Below are 17,961 nucleotides of genomic sequence, written 5' to 3' on the forward strand. Positions count from 1 at the left end.
GTTTTTTTTTTTTAACCCCCCCCCGCGCGGGGGGGGCGGGGGCCCGGGCGGGGCCCCCCCGGGGGGGGCCGGGGGGGGGGCCCCCGCCCACCACCTCCCCCCCGCCCCCCCCCGCCGCCCCGCCCCCGGCGCCCGCGCCGGTGGCACAACCGCTGCGCACGGAGTTCCCCTTCGAGCTTCCGCGCGGCTACGTCGACGACGCGGGCACGGTGCACCGGGACGGCGTGATGCGTCTGGCCACCGCCCGGGACGAGTTGATCCCGCTGCGGGACGTCCGTGTCCAGGAGAACCCCGCCTATCTGTCGGTGGTCCTGCTGGGCCGGGTCATCACCCGCCTCGGCACACTGGCGATGGTCCACGACGGCATCGTGGAGAACATGTTCGCCTCGGACCTCGCGTTCCTGCAGGACTTCTACCGGCAGGTCAACGCCGAGGGCCACACCCGCGCCTCCGTGGAGTGCCCCCACTGCTCGGAGCCCTTCGAGGTCGAACTCGGCGGGAGCCGCCTGGGGGAATCGTGACGTACGCGACCGACCGGCTGCACGAGGAGATCGCGTACGTCGCCTACCACTTCCACTGGAGCCAGGAGACGATCCTGGATCTCGAACACCAGGATCGTCGCCGCTACACGGAACAGATCGCGTCCCTGGTGACCCGGGGCGGGGCGGAGGGCTGATCGGTGGGGTTCCTCGACCGACTGAGGGGCGGCGCGGCGGCATCCGCCGCACGTTCCGCTCCCACGGGAGCGCATGCGGATACGGGTACGGGTGCTGGTGCCGTACCCGCTGCGGCCGTTACGGGCACGTCCGACCCGGGCACGGCTGCCGCGGGTACGTCCGCGGGGGCCGGGCCGGTCGCGGTGGTCGGCTGGACGGGGTTGCCGCCGATCCAGCGGGCCGCCCTGGGCCGTACCGGGGTCGCCGACTCCGGGTTCGGCGGCCGGCTGAGCACCTGGCAGAACCCCTCCCTCACCGGGACCCTGTCCCACGCCGTCCTCGACGGGGCGCCGGGCGGGCTGATCAGGAACGCGCTCACCACGTCGGCCGGGCCCGTCTCCGGACTCGAACCGCCGTCGCGCGTCCTGCCGGTGGCGGGGCCCGACGTGCCCGAGGCCGCCCCGTCCCCTGCGGTCGGCGACGCACCACCGGTACAGCGCGCGTCCCTGCCCGTCACGGCGTCCCGCCCGACGGGCCCCCGGGTGACCGCGGTACCCCCCAGGCCCCACCGGCAGAGCCAGCTGACCAGGGCGCCCGCCACGCCCGCAGTACAGCGGCGGGCTCTGCCGGTGGCCCGGCGCGCGGTTTCGACGCCGCCGCCCGCTCCGGCTCCGGCCCCGGCGCCAACTCCGTCTCCGGCCCCGGCTCCGGCCGCGACCGGGGGGCCGGGCGCCGCTTCGTCCGGGCCCGCTTCGTCCGGGCCCGCTTCGTCCGGTCCCGCTTCGTCCGGGCCCAGTTCGGCCGGACCCATTTCGTCCGGCCCCGCCCCGCAGGGTCCCGTCCCGTCGGGTCCCGCTTCGGCCGGTCCCGTCCGGTCGGGTCCCGCTCCGTCGCGGCCCGCTTCGTCGGCTCCTGCCTCGTCCGGGCCCGCCTCGCCGGGTCCCGTCCCGTCGACGCCCGCTTTGCGCGGTCCCGTCTCGTCGGGTCCCGCGTCTTCGGGTGCTCCGACGGCGGGGGCTCCGAGGCCGGGCTCCGCGGCGTCGGGTTCCACGGCGTCGGGCGCCGCCGGCCCGGGGGCGCCCTCCACCAGTGCGGCGGTCGATGTCCAGCGGGCCCCCGCGGCCGGCCCGGTCGGGACACCGGCCCGTACGGGCAGCCCGACCCCGCCCCGTTCCAGCAGCCCGGCTCCGGCCGGACCCGTACAGCCCGCACCCGCGTCGGGCAGCGCTGCGGCCGGCGGCTCCAGCAGCCAGGCCGCCAGGGCAACCGGCGGCACGCAGGGCGGTCCCGGTCACCCGGTGACCCGTACCAGCGGACCGGCCGTCAACGTCCAGCGCGCCCCCGCGACCGGCTCGACCCCGACCGCACCCGTACGGCCCGCGTCCACACCGGCGTCCGGTGACGCCACGGCCACCGGGGCCGGCGGCACCGGGGTCAATCCCGGTCACCCGGCGACCCGTACCGACGGACCGGCGGCCACCGTCCAGCGCGCCCCCGCGACCGGCCCGACCGAAACATCGGCCCGCACGGGCAACCCGGCTCCGGCCGGACCCGTACAGCCCGCGTCCGCGTCCGCGTCGGACAGCTCTACGGCCGGCGGCACGCAGAGCAGTCCCGGTAATCCGGTGACCCGTACCGGCGGACCGGCCGTCAACGTCCAGCGGGCCCCCGGGACAAGCCCGGCCCCGACCGGACCCGTACGGCCCGCATCCGCAGCTGCCTCCGCGTCCGCGTCCACGACCGGTCCCGGTACGCAGGCCGGTCCCGCCGCCCCGGTCACCCGTACCCATGGGCCCGCGCTCAACGTCCAGCGGGCGAAGGCCGGTTCGCCCGGAACACCGGCCCGCGCGGAGAGCCCGGCTCCGGCCGCTCCCGGCAATCCGGCTCCGGCCGGCCCCGGCAGCGCGGTGACCCGTAGTACCAGCGGACCCGCGCTCAACGTCCAGCGGGCGAAGGCAGATTCGAGCAGCGCGGCGCCCACACCCGCACCTGCACCTGCACCTGCCGCGAACACGCCCTCCGCACCCGTCGGCCCCGCAACGGCGGTCACCCCCGCTGCGGTCCAGAGGGCAACGGCCGGACCCACCCGGGCGGTAGGGACCCGGCAGTCGCCGACCGCCCCCCAGGGTCCCGCTTCCACCCCCGCCGGTACCGGCGACTCACCCGTCCGCGTCCAGAGGGCGGCAGCAACCCCCAGCCGTACCGCGAGTGCGTCCGCCGGGACGCCGGTCGGGCCGAGCGGTACGACGGCCCCCGCCAACAGCGCCGCGGCCCATGCCCCTTCGGGCACGGCGCCCGTCGTCCAGCGGGCGGCAGCCGGGCCCACCGAGCACAGGACCCCGTCGGCATCCGGTCCCGCCGCCGCGAACCCGCCCGCCGCCGGGCCGAGTCAGACCGCCCCGGCCGGATCGGCCGGATCGGGCCCGTACCCGGTGCAGCGGAGTGCTTCCACCGGCGTACGGCGCATGGGTCTCGGTGCGCCGATGACGGGGAACCCGTCCGTCACCCGCACCCCGGACACGCACCCCGGCCCGGCCGCCCCGCTCCCCGTCACCTCGGCCACCCCGCCCACGACCCTGCCGACCGGTCCCGCCGACCGGCAGCACACGGCGGCCGTACCCCCGGCACTCCCGGCCCCAGCCCCGGCCCCGGCCCCAGTCACCTCTCCGCCCGCCCCGGTCCAGCGCGCCGCCGCGCCCGCCGCGCCCGCCGCCCGGCAGCGGCCCCTGCTCGGTGCTCCCCTCTCCGCCCCTCCCGCGGAGGTGAAGCCGCTCACCGGGCCTGCTTCTGCGGCCAGTTCGGCCCCGGCCGGACCCCCTCCCGTGCAGCGTGCCCCCGCACAGACACAAGCCCCGGCACACGCACCGGCACCGGCACCCGCGCCCGCGCCGTCGACCCAACCCCTCCGCCGCCCGGCCGTACCCCTGTCCGCCCCGCGCGCCAACGGCCTCTCCGTACAGCGCGCCACGGCCGCCCCCTCCGCGGTGGTGCCTTCCACCGTGGTCACCAAAGCCGTGCCCAGCGGACAAGCACCGACACCCGCACCGGCACCGGTAGCGGCACCGACGCCCGCTCCCATGCGTGCCCTCACCCCCGCCCGTGCCCTCGCGCCGGCCCTCACGCCCGCGGCACCCACCGCACACCAGCGCCCCGTGCCCCCGGCTCCCGTGCCACTGCGCCGCCCGGCGTCCGCGCCCGGCCGGTCCGGACCGGCGGTCGTGCAGCGGGCCGTCACGCCCGGTGCTCCCGCGGGCCGTGCCGTGCCACTCCTCGCGGCCACCAAGTCCGCTCCCGCCGGGTCGCCCGTCAGGACGGCTCCGCCCGCGCAGCCGCTGACGGTGCCCAAGGCGTACCCGGCGCCGACGGCCGTCCAGCGGCAGGCGGTCGCCGCGCCCCGGACGGCCGCGGCACCCACTCCCGTGCCCGCCTCCATTCAGCGGGCCCTGCTGCCGACGTCCGCGAAGGCCACCACCGCCGCGTCCGCGGTGACGGCGCGCGGGAGTTCGTCGCGCGGCTCGTCCGGTTCGGGCTCCGACGACGATCCGCCACCGTACGAGCACAGCGGCCCCCCGCCCGCGTACACCGCGGTCGCCAAGGGGCAGTTCGACCCCCGCTCCCTGACCGACTTCCAGCTCGACGAGCTCACGCACCGGCTGATCAGCAGGATCACCCGGCTGATCCGCACCGAACTGCGGCTCGACCGGGAGCGGATCGGCAAGCTCCGCGACCCACGTCGCTGAGCGGCCCCGACCGGCCGAGACCCGCAGCACCCCGCGCCACCCGGCACCACCCGGCACCACCCCGCATGACCGACGTCCGCAGAAAGGCCGCCCCCGATGCCCCGCGAAGACCCGGGCTCCACCATCTTCTTCACCCTGACCATCGACGGCGAGAGCCTCGGTTACTTCAACGGGTGCGAGGGACTCTCGTCCTCGGTGGAGATCGAGCAACGCCAGGAGGGCGGCAACAACGGGTTCGTCTGGCAGCTCCCGTCCCGGGTCACCTTCTCCAACATCCGGCTGACCCGGCCGCTGACCCCCGACACCACCAAGGTCGCGGCCTGGATCTCGTCCGTGGCCACGGGCATCAAGCGGCCGACCGCGCAGATCGCCGCGCTGCGCGCGGACGGCTCCGAGGTCGCGCACTGGGGGCTGATCGACGTGCTGCCGGTGAGCTGGCAGGGCCCCTCCCTGGACCCGGCCAACCCGAGTGTGGCCACCGAGGTCCTGGAGATCACTCACCACGGGTTCACGGACTGAGGGGCGGGACACCACCATGGCCAAGGGAAGCAAGGGCGCGGGCAAGAGCCTCGTACGCGCCACGATCGCCATCCACGAGCCGCCCGTCGGATCGAGCACCACTCCGGGCGGTCTGATCAAGACGTTCAACTTCGACTTCAACCCCTCGCAGCTGCAGCTGAGCCGGCGCTCCCAGTGGAAGTCCACACCGGCCGCGGCCGTGCGCGACGGCACGGTCCCGGAGTTCATGGGTCCCGAGCCGCGCGAGATGACGGTCGAGATCTTCCTGGACTCGTCCACGAAGCCGACCAGCAACGTCGTGCTGAAGAACGTGGAGTCGCTGCTGGACTGCTGCGAGGTGACGGCCAAGAGCATCGCCGCGAAGCAGCCGTCGCCGCCCTGGGTGGTCTTCCAGTGGGGCTCGTTCTCCACCGCGCGCTTCACCTCGTACGTGAATTCCGTGGACGTCACCTACTCGCTGTTCAGCACGACCGGGGTGCCGATCCGCGCCACCTGCCAGGTGGCGCTGCACGAGATCCCCAGCACGATCAAGGGCCAGAACCCGACCTCGGGCGCGCTCACCGCACAGCGGGTGCACCGGGTCGTCGCGGGCGACTCCCTGCAGTCGCTGGCCTGGCGCGAGTACGGCAACGCGTCCGCCTGGCGCGCGATCGCCGAGGCCAACGGGATCGACAACCCCGCACACCTGCCCACCGGTGTCGAGCTGGTCCTCCCCGCCGCCGAGGAGGTGCGTCACTGATGGCGAAGACGTCCTTCTCCAACATCATCCACGTCACCATCGACGGCAGGAAGATCCCGCCCGACTACATCAACCTGCTCGTCGCCGGCTGGGCCGACCTCGGCGCGGGCGTGCCCGGCGAGTTCCGGCTCACCTTCCGCGACCCGGACCGGGAAGTGCTCGGCAAGCTGAACATCAGGTTCGGCTCCAAGGTGGTCCTCGCGCCCGTCGCCGACGGCCAGGGCGCGGGAAACCCGCTGATCACCGGTGAGGTCACCGGTATGGAGACCGACTACGACGGCACCGGCACGTTCAGCGTCGTCCGCGGCTACGACCCGGGCCACCGGCTGATGCGGGTGCGCCGGGTGGCCGCGTACCGCAACCAGACCGCCTCCGACATCGCGCGCAAGCTGGCCGCGATGAACGGTGTCGCGATCGGGAAGATCCAGACGACCAAGACGGTCTACGAGTTCATCTCCCAGTCCAATGTGACGGACTGGGACTTTCTCGCGCGGCTCGCCGACGAGAACGAGATGGTGATGTCCCTGGACGCCAAGGGGAAGTTCGAGTTCGCCGAACCGGACCCGGCCTCCAAGGCGCCCCTGTCGACCTCCCCCGAGGACCCGAACCCCCGGGTGCTGCGGGGCCGCGTCGACGTACTGCGCTGCCGGGCCGCCGTCACCGCCGCCGACCAGGTCGACAAGGTCGAGGCGCGCGGCTGGGACATCCCGACCAAGAAGAAGATCGTCGAACTCACCAAGGCGGGCACCTACTCCGGTTTCGCCATCGGGACGACCCCGCAGAAGGCGGCCAACGCCTTCAAGGCCGCCAAGCTGGTGGAGACCGACACCCCGTACGACCGCCGGCCGGAGGTCAAGTTCGCCGCCGCCTCCCTCGCGGACGACCTCACCTCGTCGTTCGCCGAGCTGGAGGTCACGGTGCACGGCAACCCCGTGCTGCGCCCCGGGGTGGCCATCGCCCTCACCGACGTGGGCGTCCCCTTCGAGGGCAAGTACACGGTCACCTCGGTGCGGCACACCTTCGGCGCGGGCAGTCACTACGAGACGCTGGTGACCGTGAGCGGCCGGCAGTGGCGCTCCCTGTTCGGGCTGACGTCCGGCGGCGGCGCGACGTCGCCCCGGCTGCCGAGCGTGGCCAACGCGCTCGTCACGGACGTACAGGATCCGCTGAAGCAGGGCCGGGTGAAACTGCAGTTCCCGTGGCTGGACGACGCGTACGTCAGCGACTGGACGCGGACCGTTCAGCTGGGCGGCAAGGCGGGCGGCGGGATCTTCCCGATGGACGTCGGGGACGAGGTGCTGGTCGGCTTCGACCGGGGAGCGCTCGACCACCCCTTCGTCATCGGCGGCCTCTACAACGGCGTCGACAAGCCGACCGTCGTGAAGGACGTGTGGCTGCACGACCCGGTCAAGAAGAAGGCGATCCGGCACACCGTGTCCGACCGGGACGGCAACCGGATGGACCTGCTCAGCCAGCAGACGGGCCTGCGCAAGCAGGGCGTCCGGCTGGCCAGCGGCAACGACAAGCTGATCATCAACCTGGACCGCACCAAGACCGAGATCACCGTGGACAGCAAGGGCGCCGTCAGCATCACGGGCGGCACCTCGGTGTCCATCGACGCGGGCACCGACCTGTCACTGAGCGCCCGGCGCAGCATCAGCATCAAGAGCGGCGGGCCGCTCACCCTCCAGGGCCGCGGGATCGTCAACCTCAAGTCCCTCGGCGGCGCGGTGACCGTGGACGCGGTGGGCGCGCTCAGCCTCAAGGCGGCCGGCGCGGCGACGCTCAACGCGGCCGGCACGGTGCAGATCAACAGCGTCGGCCAGGTCGGCATCCGGGCCATCAACCTGGACCTCATGGGCCTGCTGACGGTCAATAAGATCAAGTACCCGTTCGGGTGACGGCCGGGACCGTGACGACCCCGACGCCCCTGACCGACCTGACATACCTGACAGACCTGAGAACCATGACGAAGAGGACGAGAAGGCGGGTGGGTCACTGATGGCCGAGCAGTTCGTCGGATCCGGCTGGGCGTTCCCGCTGCGCATCGGCCCCACCGGGGGCATCGCCATGGTGAGCGGGGAGCGTGAGATCGAGGAGTCCATCCGGCTCGTCCTGTCGACCGCGCCGGGCGAGCGGCCGATGCGCCCCGAGTTCGGCTGCGCCATCCACGACCTGGTGTTCGCCCCGGTCAACGAGGCGACCGCCGGCCGGATCCAGCACGAGGTGTACACGAGCCTCGACCGCTGGGAGCCGCGCATCGAGGTGAGCGACGTCGACGTGACGGCCGGCTCCGACACCGAGCAGGGCGTGCTCTTCATCGACGTCCGCTACTCGATCCGCGGCACCAACAACCCGCGCAGCCTCGTCTTCCCGTTCTACGTCATCCCCTACCACGAGGAACCCGACCTCCCCGGCCCGGGCGACTCCCCTGAAAGCGAACGCTGATGGCACTGCCCTCCCCGAACCTCGACGACCGCCGCTTCCAGCAGTTCGTCGACGACGCCAAGCGCTACATCCAGCAGCGCGCCCCGGAGTGGACCGATCACAACGTCTCCGACCCGGGTGTCACCCTCGTGGAAACGGTCGCCCACATGGCCGACCAGATCGTCTACCGGCTCAACCGGGTGCCGGAGAAGAACCACCTGGCGTTCCTGGACCTGGTGGGCATCACCCTCTTCCCGCCCTCCGCCGCGCGCACGGACGTCACGTTCTGGCTGTCCGCGCCGCAGGACGAGCCGGTGCTGCTGCCGGTGGGCACCGAGGTCGCCACCACGCGCACCGAGAGCCAGGAAGCCGCGGTCTTCGCCACCGAGGACGAACTGACCATCGTGCCCTGCGCGTTGCGGTACCTCGTGGTCCAGCGCGACGGCGAGCCCGTCACCGACAGGACCGCCGACCTCGCCGAGGGCAAGGACCTGATGTGCTTCACCGAGTCCCCGCGGCCCGGTGACTGCATGCTGATCGGGCTCGACACCGCCGTCCCGCACTGCGCGGTCGCGATGGAGCTGGACAGCCGCGTCGACGGTGTCGGCGTGGACCCGCGGCAGCCCCCGCTGCTGTGGGAGGCGTGGACCGAGGACGGCTGGGTGGTCTGTGAGATCGACCGGGACGGCACCGGCGGTCTCAACCGGCCCGGCGAGGTCGTCCTGCACATCCCGGGCGCGCACACCCTGTCGCGCACCGGCGGCCAGGAGGCCGGCTGGCTGCGCTGCCGCGTCACCGAGCCGCTGCCCGACCAGCCCTTCTACACGACCTCGCCGACCGTGCGTTCCGTGGACGCGTTCACGCTGGGCGGCACCACCACGACCGTGCACGCCGAGACCGTGACCGACGAGGCGCTCGGCGAGTCCACCGGCCTGCCCGGTCAGCGGCTGCGGCTGGCCCACTTCCCCGTGGTGGGCGACACGCCCCCGGTGCTGCTGCAGACCGCCGAGCACGAGGGCTGGACCGACTGGGAGGTCGTCCCGTCGTTCTCGGCGTCCACCCCGCAGGACCGGCACATCACCCTGGACGCGGCGACCGGCGACATCGCCTTCGGCCCGGCGGTACGGGAACCCGACGGCTCCCTGCGCCAGTACGGGGCGGTGGCCCCCAAGGGCTCCGTCATCCGCGCCCGGCGCTACCGCACGGGCGGCGGCCGGGCCGGGAACGTGGCGCGCGGCGCCGTCCAGGTGCTGCGCACCTCCGTCCCGTACGTCTCCGAGGTCGTCAACCGGGAGGCGGCGCGCGGCGGCGTCGACGGCGAGACGGTGGAGGAGGCGAAGACCCGCGCCCCCATCACCCTGCGCGCCCAGGAGCGGGCGGTGACCCTGCGCGACTACGAGGAGCTGGCCCGGCGGGCCGCGCCCGAGACGGCCCGCATCACCTGCCTGGAGGGCGACGAGGGCGAGCACGGGGCGTACGCGGTACGGGTGCTGGTGGTCCCCCAGGCCGTACCGGACCCCGGTGGCCGGCTGCGCTTCGAGCAACTGGTCCCCGGCGACGCGCTGTTGCACCGCATCACCCGGCACCTCGACGAACGGCGCCTGATCGGCACGCGCCTGGCGGTGGGCCCGCCCTTCTACCAGGGCATCACGGTGGTCGCCACGGTGCACGCCTTCCGCGGCACCGACACGGACCGGGTACGCCGTCAGGCGCACGACGCCCTGTACCGGCACCTCGACCCGCTGACCGGCGGCGCCGACGGGCGGGGCTGGCGCTTCGGCCGGCCCGTGCAGTCCGGGGAGGTCTTCGCCGTCCTCCAGCGGGTTCCCGGTGTCGAACTGGTCGACGAGGTCCAGCTCCACCCGGCCGACCCGCTGACCGGCAAGCGCGGCGACCCGACCGACCGCATCGACCTCGACGCCCCGTCCCTGGTCTTCTCCTTCGACCACCGCGTCCGAGTGATCGGAGACCGCGTATGACCCTCCACCGCCCGAGGACCCGGGGCTCGCTCCCGCCCGCCTCCGCGCGCGCGAAGGGAGTCCGGCCGTGAGGGGTTCCATCGACGGGCTGGGATCCTCCGCGCCCATCGGCATGACACTGCCCGCCGTGTTCGCCGACGACGATCTGGCACAGCGGTTCGTCGGCGGGCTCGACGACGTGCTCGCGCCGATCCACGCCGTCCTCGACAACCTGGACTCCTACTTCACGCCGGCCCTGGCGCCGGTGGACTTCACCCGCTGGCTGGCCGGCTGGGTCGGCGCCGAGACCGACGGCAGCGAGCCCGAGGACCGGCTGCGCGCCGCCGTCGCCGCCGCCGCGTTCCTGCACCGGGTACGGGGCACCAGCCGCGGCCTGTCCGAGGCGGTGCGCCTGGTGTTCGGCGTGGCCCCGGAGATCACCGAGAGCGGCGGCGCCTCCTGGGACGCCCGGCCGCTCGGCCCGGTCCCCGGCGACCGCCGCCCGCGCCTGCACGTCGCTCTACGGCTGCCCGACCCGACCCGCGCGGACGAACACCGCCTCGACAGCCTGGTGGCAGCCGCCCGTCCCGCCCACATGCCCTACACGGTCCAGGTGACCGCCGCCGAAAGGACTCCCGAGAGATGACCAGCCAGAACTCCGGCACGGGACAGGAGCCGGCGCGCAGCTGTGCCGAGTGCGGCACCCGCGCGGAGCCCGGCCAGTCCTTCTGCGATTCCTGCGGCGCGGTGCTCGGCTGGGGCACCGGCCGCAACGCCGCGGCCCCGGTCCCCGCGACGGCCGCCGCTCCGGCGCGGGACTCCGCGACCGGCCGCGGGTCCGACGGCGATCCGGGCGGCACGCCGGGCACCGGTCCGGGCAGTGCTTCGGGCGGCGCGCCGGGCAACGAGCCGGGACGGGACGCGTTCGCCGTGTCCGGTGCCGGTACGGGGGCGGCCCGCACGGCCCACGACACCCCGGCCGCGGGCCGCACCGCAGGTGACGAGACCCACCAGCGCGCCACCGGCTCCGGTGCCGGGTCCACCCCGCCCGCGGCCACCCCGCCGAACGCCTCGGCTCCGGCCGGTGCGGGCACCGCCATCCCCGAGCAGCGGACCGCGGCGCCGGCCCCCGCGTCCCCGGCCGCGCCTGCCGACCCGGCCGCCCCCGACATCTTCTCCGCCCTCACCCCCGGCGCGGCCACCGGTGGCCGCGCGGACGACACGGACACCGAGCCGCGCGTGGGCCTCGGTCACGGCGCCCCGCCCGCGGCCCCCGCTCCCTCCGCCGCCGACACCGCGGGCGAGCGGGCCAGGTCCCTCCTCATCCCCGTGAACGACCCCGAACCCCGGGCTCCCGTCACCCCCGCCGTCGCCCCCGTGCTCCCGGGCGTCCCGCTGGCGGGCCGACCCCAGGTCCGCACCCCGGGCCCCGAGTCCGGCCCGCAGGACGGCCCGCCGTGCCCGTGGTGCTCCACCCCCAACCGGCCCGACCGGCACTTCTGCGCCCGCTGCGCCATGCCCATGGAGGGCGGCCCGCGTCCGCCGGAGCGGCAGACCTGGTGGCGCCGCCTGCTGAACTTCGGCAACGGGGACATCCCGTGGGCGGGCGAACGCCCCCGTCTGCGCCGCGGCTTCGGCCGCATCATGAACTGGGTCGTCGGCGCCGCCGTGATCGGCCTGGTCATCGCGCTGATCGTCAACATCGGTGACGGCATCGACGCGACCCGCGACCACTTCGCCAAGCGCGCCCCGGTCGGCCCGGACAGCTTCAGGGCGTCCCGCTCGTACCCCGGGCACAGCCAGAAGCTCGCCTTCGACGGCCTCAGCAACACCTGGTGGGGCCCGGGGGTCTCGCAGGCCGGTGAGGGCGAGTGGATCGAGGCCCGCTTCGACACCCCGACCCGGCTGCTGGACGTGGTGATCACCTCGGGCGTCTCGGCCAAGCAGGAGCACCTCCAGGAGTCGGCCCTCCCGAAGCGCATCGAGGCGCAGATCACGACCGCCGACGGGAAGAAGAGCAGCCGGTTCATCACCCTCGACCGGATCGCGGGCGGTCAGGCCCGCAAGTTCCGGGTGGGTGAGGTCCGCGCGGTGCGTTTCATCCTGCGCTCGGCGTACGCAGCCGACGCCAAGAAGCAGGTGTCCATCGCCGAGATCGAGTTCTTCGGCCGCTCGAACACCAGCAGGTCGTGACGAGCGCCACGGTGCCGACAAGGGCTGAAAACGGCCATCCCTGATGACTTATGACCCGCCCCGACCGCATCATGTGCAAGTTGTTGTCTCACGATGCGGTCGGGGTTGACGTGGCCATGGGGAAGAACGGAATACGGGCGGCGGGCGCCGTGGCGGGCTGCGCCCTGCTGCTCGCGGGCTGCGGCGGTCCGGACGGCGGCAAGACAGGCGCCGCCGACCGCGAGCCCCTGACGGTCGCCAAGGCCCCCGCCCGGATCCCCGTGCCGCTGGGCCGGGGCAGCAAGGTCGACAGCGACTTCAACGGCGACGGCCACCGCGACCTCGTACTCAACGATCTCGTGAAGCGCGACACCCACGGGGACGACGCCGGCATCGGGATCGTGTACGGCTCGGCCGACGGACTCGCCCCCGGGGCCCGGCAGTTGCTGAGTCCCACGCAGCACGCGGCCACCACCAAGGGGCAGTTGCCCGCGGTCTTCGACGCCGAGGCTAGCTGCGACCTGGACAAGGACGGCTTCACCGACCTCGTCGTGTCGACCGACCCGCCGTACGACGGTCAGGGACAGCCGCCGGTACCGCTGCAGATCGTCTTCGGCTCGGCCCGGGGCCTGTCCGGCAAGGCGGTGAAACTGGCGATCCCGGCGCAGGCACGGTTCGGCAACGACTGGCCGGACCAGCCGGTGTGCGGCGACTTCAACGGCGACGGGGCGGCCGACCTCGTCGTGCACGCCTCCGACGGCCGCCTCAGTTATCTGCGCGGCCCCTTCACCCGCAAGGGCGCCCCGAAGGCGGCCGGCGCGCCGCTCGACTCCCCCGGCAACGCCCCGGCGCCCCCCGCCGTGGACGTCGACGGCGACGGATACGACGACCTGCTGGTGCGTACGGCCGAGGGGTCCGGCACCTCCGCCTCCTCGCTCGTCATGGGCGGGCCGACGGGCCCCGCCGGCACCGCGGTCGCCCTCCCGAAGGGCGTCGACGTCGCCTTCGGCCAGTTCGGCAGGGGCAAGGGACTCGACGCGGCGATCGGCACGCTGCGCGCCACGGCCCTGCGGTACGAGGTCCCGGGCACCCTGCGCGCCGAACTCGCCGTCGCCGGTACGGTCCTGGACGCCGGGGACTTCGACGGCGACGGGGTGAGCGAACTGGTCTCCAGCGGCTCGCAGTTGAGGATCCTCAAGGGACGCTCCGGCGGCCTGTCCACGTCCGGCATGGTGACCGTGCAGCCGCCCGCCGGAGGCACCACGCGGGTCCTGACGGTGGCCGACTTCGACGGCGACAAGCGCGCGGACCTGGTGGTACGCACCTACCGCGGCGACACCGAGGACACCATCGCCGTGTACCCGGGCGCGAAGAAGACCCTGATCGCACGCAAGCCCGCACTCACCTTCTCCACATCCGAGTTCCTCGGCGCGGAAGGCTGATGCGCCGCCCACCCCTCCTGCCGACCGCCGCCACACTGCTCGTCGTCGGTTGTCCAAATGAGCCGCCGAACCGACGCAGCGCCGTTCTCTGCGCCCGGCGCCGATCCGGTCTGTGATCATGTTGCTTGCACAGGCGTCGGCGCACGAATGGGTGCTTCATGTGGTGGGAACAAGAGGTCCTTGCGGACACCGACCGGCTGCAGTGGACGTGGACGCCGCTGGAGGGTGTGGGGCCACTTCGGTTCGGGGCGAGCCACGAGGACGTGATCACTGCTCTCGGCACCGCCCGCGTCTCAACCGATGAGGATCAAGAGCATCGCTGGGCGCACTTCTACGGCCCTGGCGTCCGGACCTACTACGACCGGCACGAAGACAGAGGTCTGAGGGCAATCGTCATCGACAGCCTCCGCGGGCCCCAGGTCCACTACGACGGCACCGCTTTCACCGGGCGGGCCCCGTCCGAGCTGAACCTGTGGATCGAAGAGATCTCAGAGGTGCGAGAGTGCCGCACGAGTATCCACGGGGAGCCCTACTTCCCCTCTCTCGGACTGGTTCTGCGGTCCACATCGAACGGCGACCACAATCTCAGCCGCCCCGTCTTCACCGACCGGACATGGACCCAATGCGCACACCCGGAAGAACTTCTCCCGCCGCCATGGGCATGAACACGGGCGCTGACCGCCGTTTGCGCGTGGGGTGCCATGACATCGAGTACGGCGTCTCCAAGACCGGCGGGCGCACCCTCTCGCAGGCCTCCTCCGGCGTCCCCGGAACCGCCGAGCCGACGGACTACTTCGGCTCCGACGTCCTCCTCACGGACGTCAACGCCGACGGGAAGGCCGACTACACGGTCTCGGCGATCTTCGAGGGTGAGGGGGTCGGCGCGGTCACGGCGATGCTGTCCGACGGCACGGACGTCTCCCCGACCGGCGACCGCGGTTTCGGTCCGGGCGCCTTCGACCTGCCGTACACGTACGGCGCGTTCGGCGCGGGCCTCACCGGCTGAGCGCCGTCCGGCGGAGATGACGTATGAGCCCCACTAGTTCGGCGCCGGTTGCTTCCAGCACGGTGCCGGGGTTTTCGCTCTCGCGGAGGAGGAAGGCGCTTTGACCGGCGCCTATCTCCAGGCAGTTGGGGCCCTCCTGATCGCCGGAGAACGAGGACTTCTGCCAGTCGCCGGCCTGTGCCATCTCAGGTTTTCTCATTGGTCCTTGGTCAGTCGGTGGATGAAGTCCCTCGACTCTACGACGCCCAATGCCGACTTCTGCACCTCCACGAAGGACCGCCGATACCGGTCGAGCTGGGCCTCCGCGTCCAAGAAGGTGCCTGCGTGCGCGGCGTCCAACAGGACCGTGTCCAGCGCTGGAACAGGACCACCCAGAAGCAGCGTGGCGTAGAGGACCTTGAAGCCGTCCACATCGAACGGCACGACGCGCAGGTCGATTTGAGGGCGCTCGGCCTGCTCCAGGATGTGACGCAACTGCCGTCGGGCCACACCATGGCCGGCCCTCCTGATGCGGAGAGCGGCTTCGTGAATCACCACCTCGTAAACGAAGTCGTCCTGGTCAAGGACCTCCTGGCGCCGCAACCGGAACAGCGTCCTGGCCGCGCGCTGCTCCTCCGCCATCCCCCAGAACGTCTCGCCGTAGAGCGCCTGTACGTGCTCTTCGGTCTGCAACAGGCCGGGGATGCTGACCATCTCGAACGATCTCAAGTAGCTCGCGTGGTACTCCAGTTCAGCCAGATCGACGAAGGCCCGCGGGAGACGACCGCGATACTCCTCCCACCACCCCCGCACCCGCTCGGTCGCCATGACCGCCAGCGCGTCGACGAGTGGGCTGTCCCCAACTCCGTAGTGGCTGGCCAGAAACCGAACGCGCTCCGCGCTCACGCCGACGCGCGCGGACTCCACGTTCGAGAGCTTGCCCTCGTTGATCCCCGTCGCACGGGCGGCTTCCCGAAGTCCCAGCCCTGACCGCTCCCGAAGCTTGCGCAACTCCGCGCCCAAGCGCTCCTGCCTCACCGTAATGACGGTCCTGGCGACCATGCGCCCCTCTTTCCCCATGAGTTGAGGTCACGATAGTGCGGGAGTAGCTTGACCCGGGTCAAGCTACTCCCCTACCTTCAGTGACGACACGAACACTCACTGGAGTGGAAGTGCGGCGCATCGTCGTGCCAGCGGCGGACGCGCTACCGGTCACCACTCCGCCCCACCCCCACCCCGTACCGGGAGCCCCCATGCCCACACCCGTGCCCGCGCCCTGGGAGTACACCCTCTACATCCCCCACGACCCCCGAGCCGTGGGCATCTGCCGTCGGGCCCTGCGCGACATCCTGACCAGCCATCACCTCCCCGCCCTCGTCGAGCCCGCGGAGCTGCTCGCCTCCGAGCTGCTCGGGAACGCCATCCGGCACACCAAGGGCCCCGCCGCCCTCAAGCTCAGACGGTCGGGGCCCACCCTCCGTCTCGGCGCCTGGGACACGGACCCCACCCCGCCCGGCACCAAGCCGCAGGACGACGAGTCGGGCGAGGGGAGGGGCCTGCACCTCGTGGACGCGTACGCCGACGACTGGGGCTGGTTCCAGGTCAACGGCACGGCGGGCAAATACGTCTGGTGCGAACTGGGCGCCCCGTAAGCGGCGTGCCTTTAGGGGCGCGGGGAACTGCGCGACCAGCCCCCACCGGCCCGCAGATCACCGTCACCCCCGCACAACCCCACCCCTACTCCAGGTGTCACACAGGTGAACCAAGCGGACCCACCTGGTCTCGGCCACCCGGCCACCCGGTTGAAGTCACCCCAGCCCCCTGGAGACCCCCGTGCGCATACGGACGTACGCCACCCTCGCCGTCACCGTCGCCGCAGCGGCCACCTCGGCCCTCACCCTCACCCCCGCGGCAGCGGCAACCGCTGCCGTGCCCCAACCCTCCCCCTCCACCAGCGACTTCAACGGCGACGGCTACGCCGACCTGGCCGTCGGCGTGCCGGACGGTGCCGTCGCCGGCAAGGCGAGAGCCGGGTACGTCAACATCCTGTGGGGCGGCAAGAAGGGCATCGGCGCCCACGGCGGCATCCGCATCACCCAGGCCACCCCCGAGGTGCCCGGCACCCCCGAGGCCGGCGACCGCTTCGGCGCCTCCGTGCTCCTGGAGGACCTGAACGGCGACGGCATCGCGGAACTGCTCGCCGGCGCCCCCGGCGAGGACATCACCGGGCGCGGCACGGACGCCGGCGTGGTCGTCGTGGTGGGCGGCGCGAAGGGCGGCCCCGGCCCCGGCGCCAACGTCACCACGGGCCCCGCCGCCTCCGCCGCGTACGGACAGTCCGTCGCCGCGGCCGACCTGACCGGCGACGGCAGCAGGGACATCGTGGTCGGCGGCAGGGACAAGGTGGTCCTGCGCACCGCCGACGGCCTCGCCGCGACCGTGGTCAGCGCCCCCATGGGCGGCCGTGCCCCGGTCCTGACCACCGGCGACTTCACCGGCGACGGCGCCGCGGACCTGGCGGTGGGCTACTGGGCGAACGACCCGTTCACCCAGTCCCACGTACGGATCTGGGCGTGGGAGAGGGCCGAGGAGTCCCTGGCCAACGTGTGGAACACCGACAACGCCGGCGTCTCCGCCCTGGCTTCCGGCGACTTCGACGGCGACGGCCACGACGACCTGGTCCTCGGCGAGTGCCGCGAGATCGCCGACGAGAACATCGACGACCCGTGCGGCCCCGAGGAGTACGCGCTGGGCGGCGGCATCCACATCCACTACGGCGCCGCCTCCGCCGGCTCGTTCGGCTCCCGCAGGCAGACCCTGAACCAGGACACGGTCGGTGTACGGGGCCGCGCCGAGTCCGGCGACCGCTTCGGCGCGGCCCTCGCCGTCGCCGACCTGAACGGTGACGGCCGCGACGACCTCGTCGCGGGCGCTCCCGGCGAGGCGATCGGCACCCGGGCGAACGCGGGCGCCGTCACCGTGCTGTTCGGCATGAAGAACGGTCTGGTCGACGAGTTCGGCGAAGGGACCGCGGTCGCGTACAACCAGGGCACCCCGCGCGTGCCGGGTGCGGCGGAGGCCGGGGACGCCTTCGGCGCGGCCGTCGCGACCGGCGACTACGATCACGACGGCGGGAAGGACCTGGCTGTCGGTTCCCCCGGCGAGAACGTCAACTCCGGTGGCCTGTGGGCGTTCCCGCGCGCGAGTGTCGACGGTTCCTACGCCCTGACCCCCGCCCGGCTGGGCCTGCCCGCCCCGACGAGCGCGCTCACCTACGGCAAAACCCTGAGCAGCCTCTGACAAAACATCTGACAGATCCCCTA

At 73.2% G+C, this 17,961-nt stretch carries 21 protein-coding genes; 15 read left to right on the forward strand and 6 right to left on the reverse strand.

Annotated features, from left to right (window positions below; genetic code table 11):
* Positions 1-521: hypothetical protein (locus ACFVH5_RS22290; RefSeq protein ID WP_385835351.1), on the forward strand; the 521-nt coding region annotated here is incomplete at its 5' end.
* Positions 518-676 (forward strand): DUF6760 family protein, encoded by a 159-nt coding sequence (locus ACFVH5_RS22295; RefSeq protein WP_384805951.1) that lies wholly within the window; start codon positions 518-520, stop codon positions 674-676. The genes ACFVH5_RS22290 and ACFVH5_RS22295, both read left to right, overlap by 4 nt.
* Here ACFVH5_RS22295 and ACFVH5_RS22300 read toward each other — a convergent pair.
* The 4 genes from ACFVH5_RS22300 to ACFVH5_RS22315 all read right to left on the reverse strand — a co-directional run bounded on the left by ACFVH5_RS22300 (position 625) and on the right by ACFVH5_RS22315 (position 3,432).
* Positions 625-1,932 carry a hypothetical protein gene (locus ACFVH5_RS22300; protein WP_385835352.1) on the reverse strand — a complete coding sequence of 436 codons (1,308 nt, stop codon included), beginning with the start codon at positions 1,930-1,932 and terminating at the stop codon, positions 625-627. The genes ACFVH5_RS22295 and ACFVH5_RS22300 overlap by 52 nt on opposite strands.
* A 15-nt stretch (positions 1,933-1,947) precedes the next feature.
* Positions 1,948-2,094, reverse strand: coding sequence for a hypothetical protein (locus tag ACFVH5_RS22305; protein WP_385835353.1), 147 nt, complete (start codon positions 2,092-2,094; stop codon positions 1,948-1,950).
* Between the two features lie 6 nt (positions 2,095-2,100).
* Positions 2,101-2,637 carry a hypothetical protein gene (locus ACFVH5_RS22310; protein WP_385835354.1) on the reverse strand — a complete coding sequence of 179 codons (537 nt, stop codon included), beginning with the start codon at positions 2,635-2,637 and terminating at the stop codon, positions 2,101-2,103.
* Positions 2,638-3,045: 408 nt separating this feature from the next.
* On the reverse strand, positions 3,046-3,432 hold the full coding sequence (locus tag ACFVH5_RS22315; RefSeq protein WP_385835355.1) for a hypothetical protein: 387 nt from the start codon (positions 3,430-3,432) through the stop codon (positions 3,046-3,048).
* Between the two features lie 301 nt (positions 3,433-3,733).
* Between ACFVH5_RS22315 and ACFVH5_RS22320 the strand changes: the two genes are divergently transcribed.
* The 11 genes from ACFVH5_RS22320 to ACFVH5_RS22370 all read left to right on the forward strand — a co-directional run bounded on the left by ACFVH5_RS22320 (position 3,734) and on the right by ACFVH5_RS22370 (position 14,659).
* A complete protein-coding gene (locus tag ACFVH5_RS22320; RefSeq protein WP_385835357.1) occupies positions 3,734-4,396 on the forward strand; it encodes an extensin in 663 nt (220 codons plus the stop codon).
* A 96-nt stretch (positions 4,397-4,492) separates the two neighbouring features.
* Positions 4,493-4,915 (forward strand): phage tail protein, encoded by a 423-nt coding sequence (locus ACFVH5_RS22325; protein WP_107018038.1) that lies wholly within the window; start codon positions 4,493-4,495, stop codon positions 4,913-4,915.
* Positions 4,916-4,931: 16 nt separating this feature from the next.
* On the forward strand, positions 4,932-5,654 hold the full coding sequence (locus tag ACFVH5_RS22330) for a LysM peptidoglycan-binding domain-containing protein (protein ID WP_384805958.1): 723 nt from the start codon (positions 4,932-4,934) through the stop codon (positions 5,652-5,654).
* Positions 5,654-7,555 (forward strand): VgrG-related protein, encoded by a 1,902-nt coding sequence (locus ACFVH5_RS22335; protein WP_385835358.1) that lies wholly within the window; start codon positions 5,654-5,656, stop codon positions 7,553-7,555. The genes ACFVH5_RS22330 and ACFVH5_RS22335 overlap by 1 nt, the downstream gene beginning before the upstream one ends.
* Positions 7,556-7,655: 100 nt before the next feature.
* A complete protein-coding gene (locus ACFVH5_RS22340) occupies positions 7,656-8,102 on the forward strand; it encodes a GPW/gp25 family protein (protein ID WP_384805962.1) in 447 nt (148 codons plus the stop codon).
* Entirely contained in the window at positions 8,102-10,060 is a 1,959-nt protein-coding gene (locus ACFVH5_RS22345; protein ID WP_385835359.1) for a putative baseplate assembly protein, read from the forward strand. The genes ACFVH5_RS22340 and ACFVH5_RS22345 overlap by 1 nt, the downstream gene beginning before the upstream one ends.
* A 67-nt stretch (positions 10,061-10,127) precedes the next feature.
* Positions 10,128-10,685 (forward strand): phage tail protein, encoded by a 558-nt coding sequence (locus tag ACFVH5_RS22350; RefSeq protein ID WP_384805966.1) that lies wholly within the window; start codon positions 10,128-10,130, stop codon positions 10,683-10,685.
* Positions 10,682-12,232, forward strand: a complete 1,551-nt coding sequence (locus ACFVH5_RS22355; RefSeq protein ID WP_385835361.1) for an NADase-type glycan-binding domain-containing protein — start codon at positions 10,682-10,684, stop codon at positions 12,230-12,232. The genes ACFVH5_RS22350 and ACFVH5_RS22355 overlap by 4 nt, the downstream gene beginning before the upstream one ends.
* 116 nt (positions 12,233-12,348) lie before the next feature.
* Positions 12,349-13,653, forward strand: coding sequence for an FG-GAP repeat domain-containing protein (locus ACFVH5_RS22360; protein WP_385835362.1), 1,305 nt, complete (start codon positions 12,349-12,351; stop codon positions 13,651-13,653).
* A gap of 158 nt (positions 13,654-13,811) precedes the next feature.
* Entirely contained in the window at positions 13,812-14,318 is a 507-nt protein-coding gene (locus tag ACFVH5_RS22365; RefSeq protein WP_385835364.1) for a hypothetical protein, read from the forward strand.
* 26 nt (positions 14,319-14,344) lie between these two features.
* The gene (locus ACFVH5_RS22370; RefSeq protein ID WP_385835365.1) at positions 14,345-14,659 is read left to right on the forward strand and encodes a hypothetical protein; all 315 of its coding nucleotides are present in this window, start codon (positions 14,345-14,347) and stop codon (positions 14,657-14,659) included.
* On the opposite strand, the gene ACFVH5_RS22375 is transcribed toward ACFVH5_RS22370, so the two are convergent.
* Together ACFVH5_RS22375 and ACFVH5_RS22380 are read right to left on the reverse strand one after the other, a co-directional pair.
* Positions 14,649-14,858, reverse strand: a complete 210-nt coding sequence (locus ACFVH5_RS22375) for a DUF397 domain-containing protein (protein WP_385835366.1) — start codon at positions 14,856-14,858, stop codon at positions 14,649-14,651. The two genes, ACFVH5_RS22370 and ACFVH5_RS22375, sit on opposite strands and share 11 nt — an antisense overlap.
* On the reverse strand, positions 14,855-15,700 hold the full coding sequence (locus ACFVH5_RS22380; RefSeq protein ID WP_385835367.1) for a helix-turn-helix domain-containing protein: 846 nt from the start codon (positions 15,698-15,700) through the stop codon (positions 14,855-14,857). The genes ACFVH5_RS22375 and ACFVH5_RS22380 overlap by 4 nt, the downstream gene beginning before the upstream one ends.
* 191 nt (positions 15,701-15,891) lie before the next feature.
* On the opposite strand from ACFVH5_RS22380, the gene ACFVH5_RS22385 reads away from it, so the two are divergent.
* Positions 15,892-16,290, forward strand: coding sequence for an ATP-binding protein (locus ACFVH5_RS22385; RefSeq protein ID WP_385835368.1), 399 nt, complete (start codon positions 15,892-15,894; stop codon positions 16,288-16,290).
* A gap of 181 nt (positions 16,291-16,471) precedes the next feature.
* Positions 16,472-17,938, forward strand: a complete 1,467-nt coding sequence (locus tag ACFVH5_RS22390; protein ID WP_385835370.1) for an FG-GAP-like repeat-containing protein — start codon at positions 16,472-16,474, stop codon at positions 17,936-17,938.
* Positions 17,939-17,961: the final 23 nt, after the last annotated feature.

Source organism: Streptomyces sp. NPDC127119 (assembly GCF_042677425.1).
GTDB lineage: Bacteria > Actinomycetota > Actinomycetes > Streptomycetales > Streptomycetaceae > Streptomyces.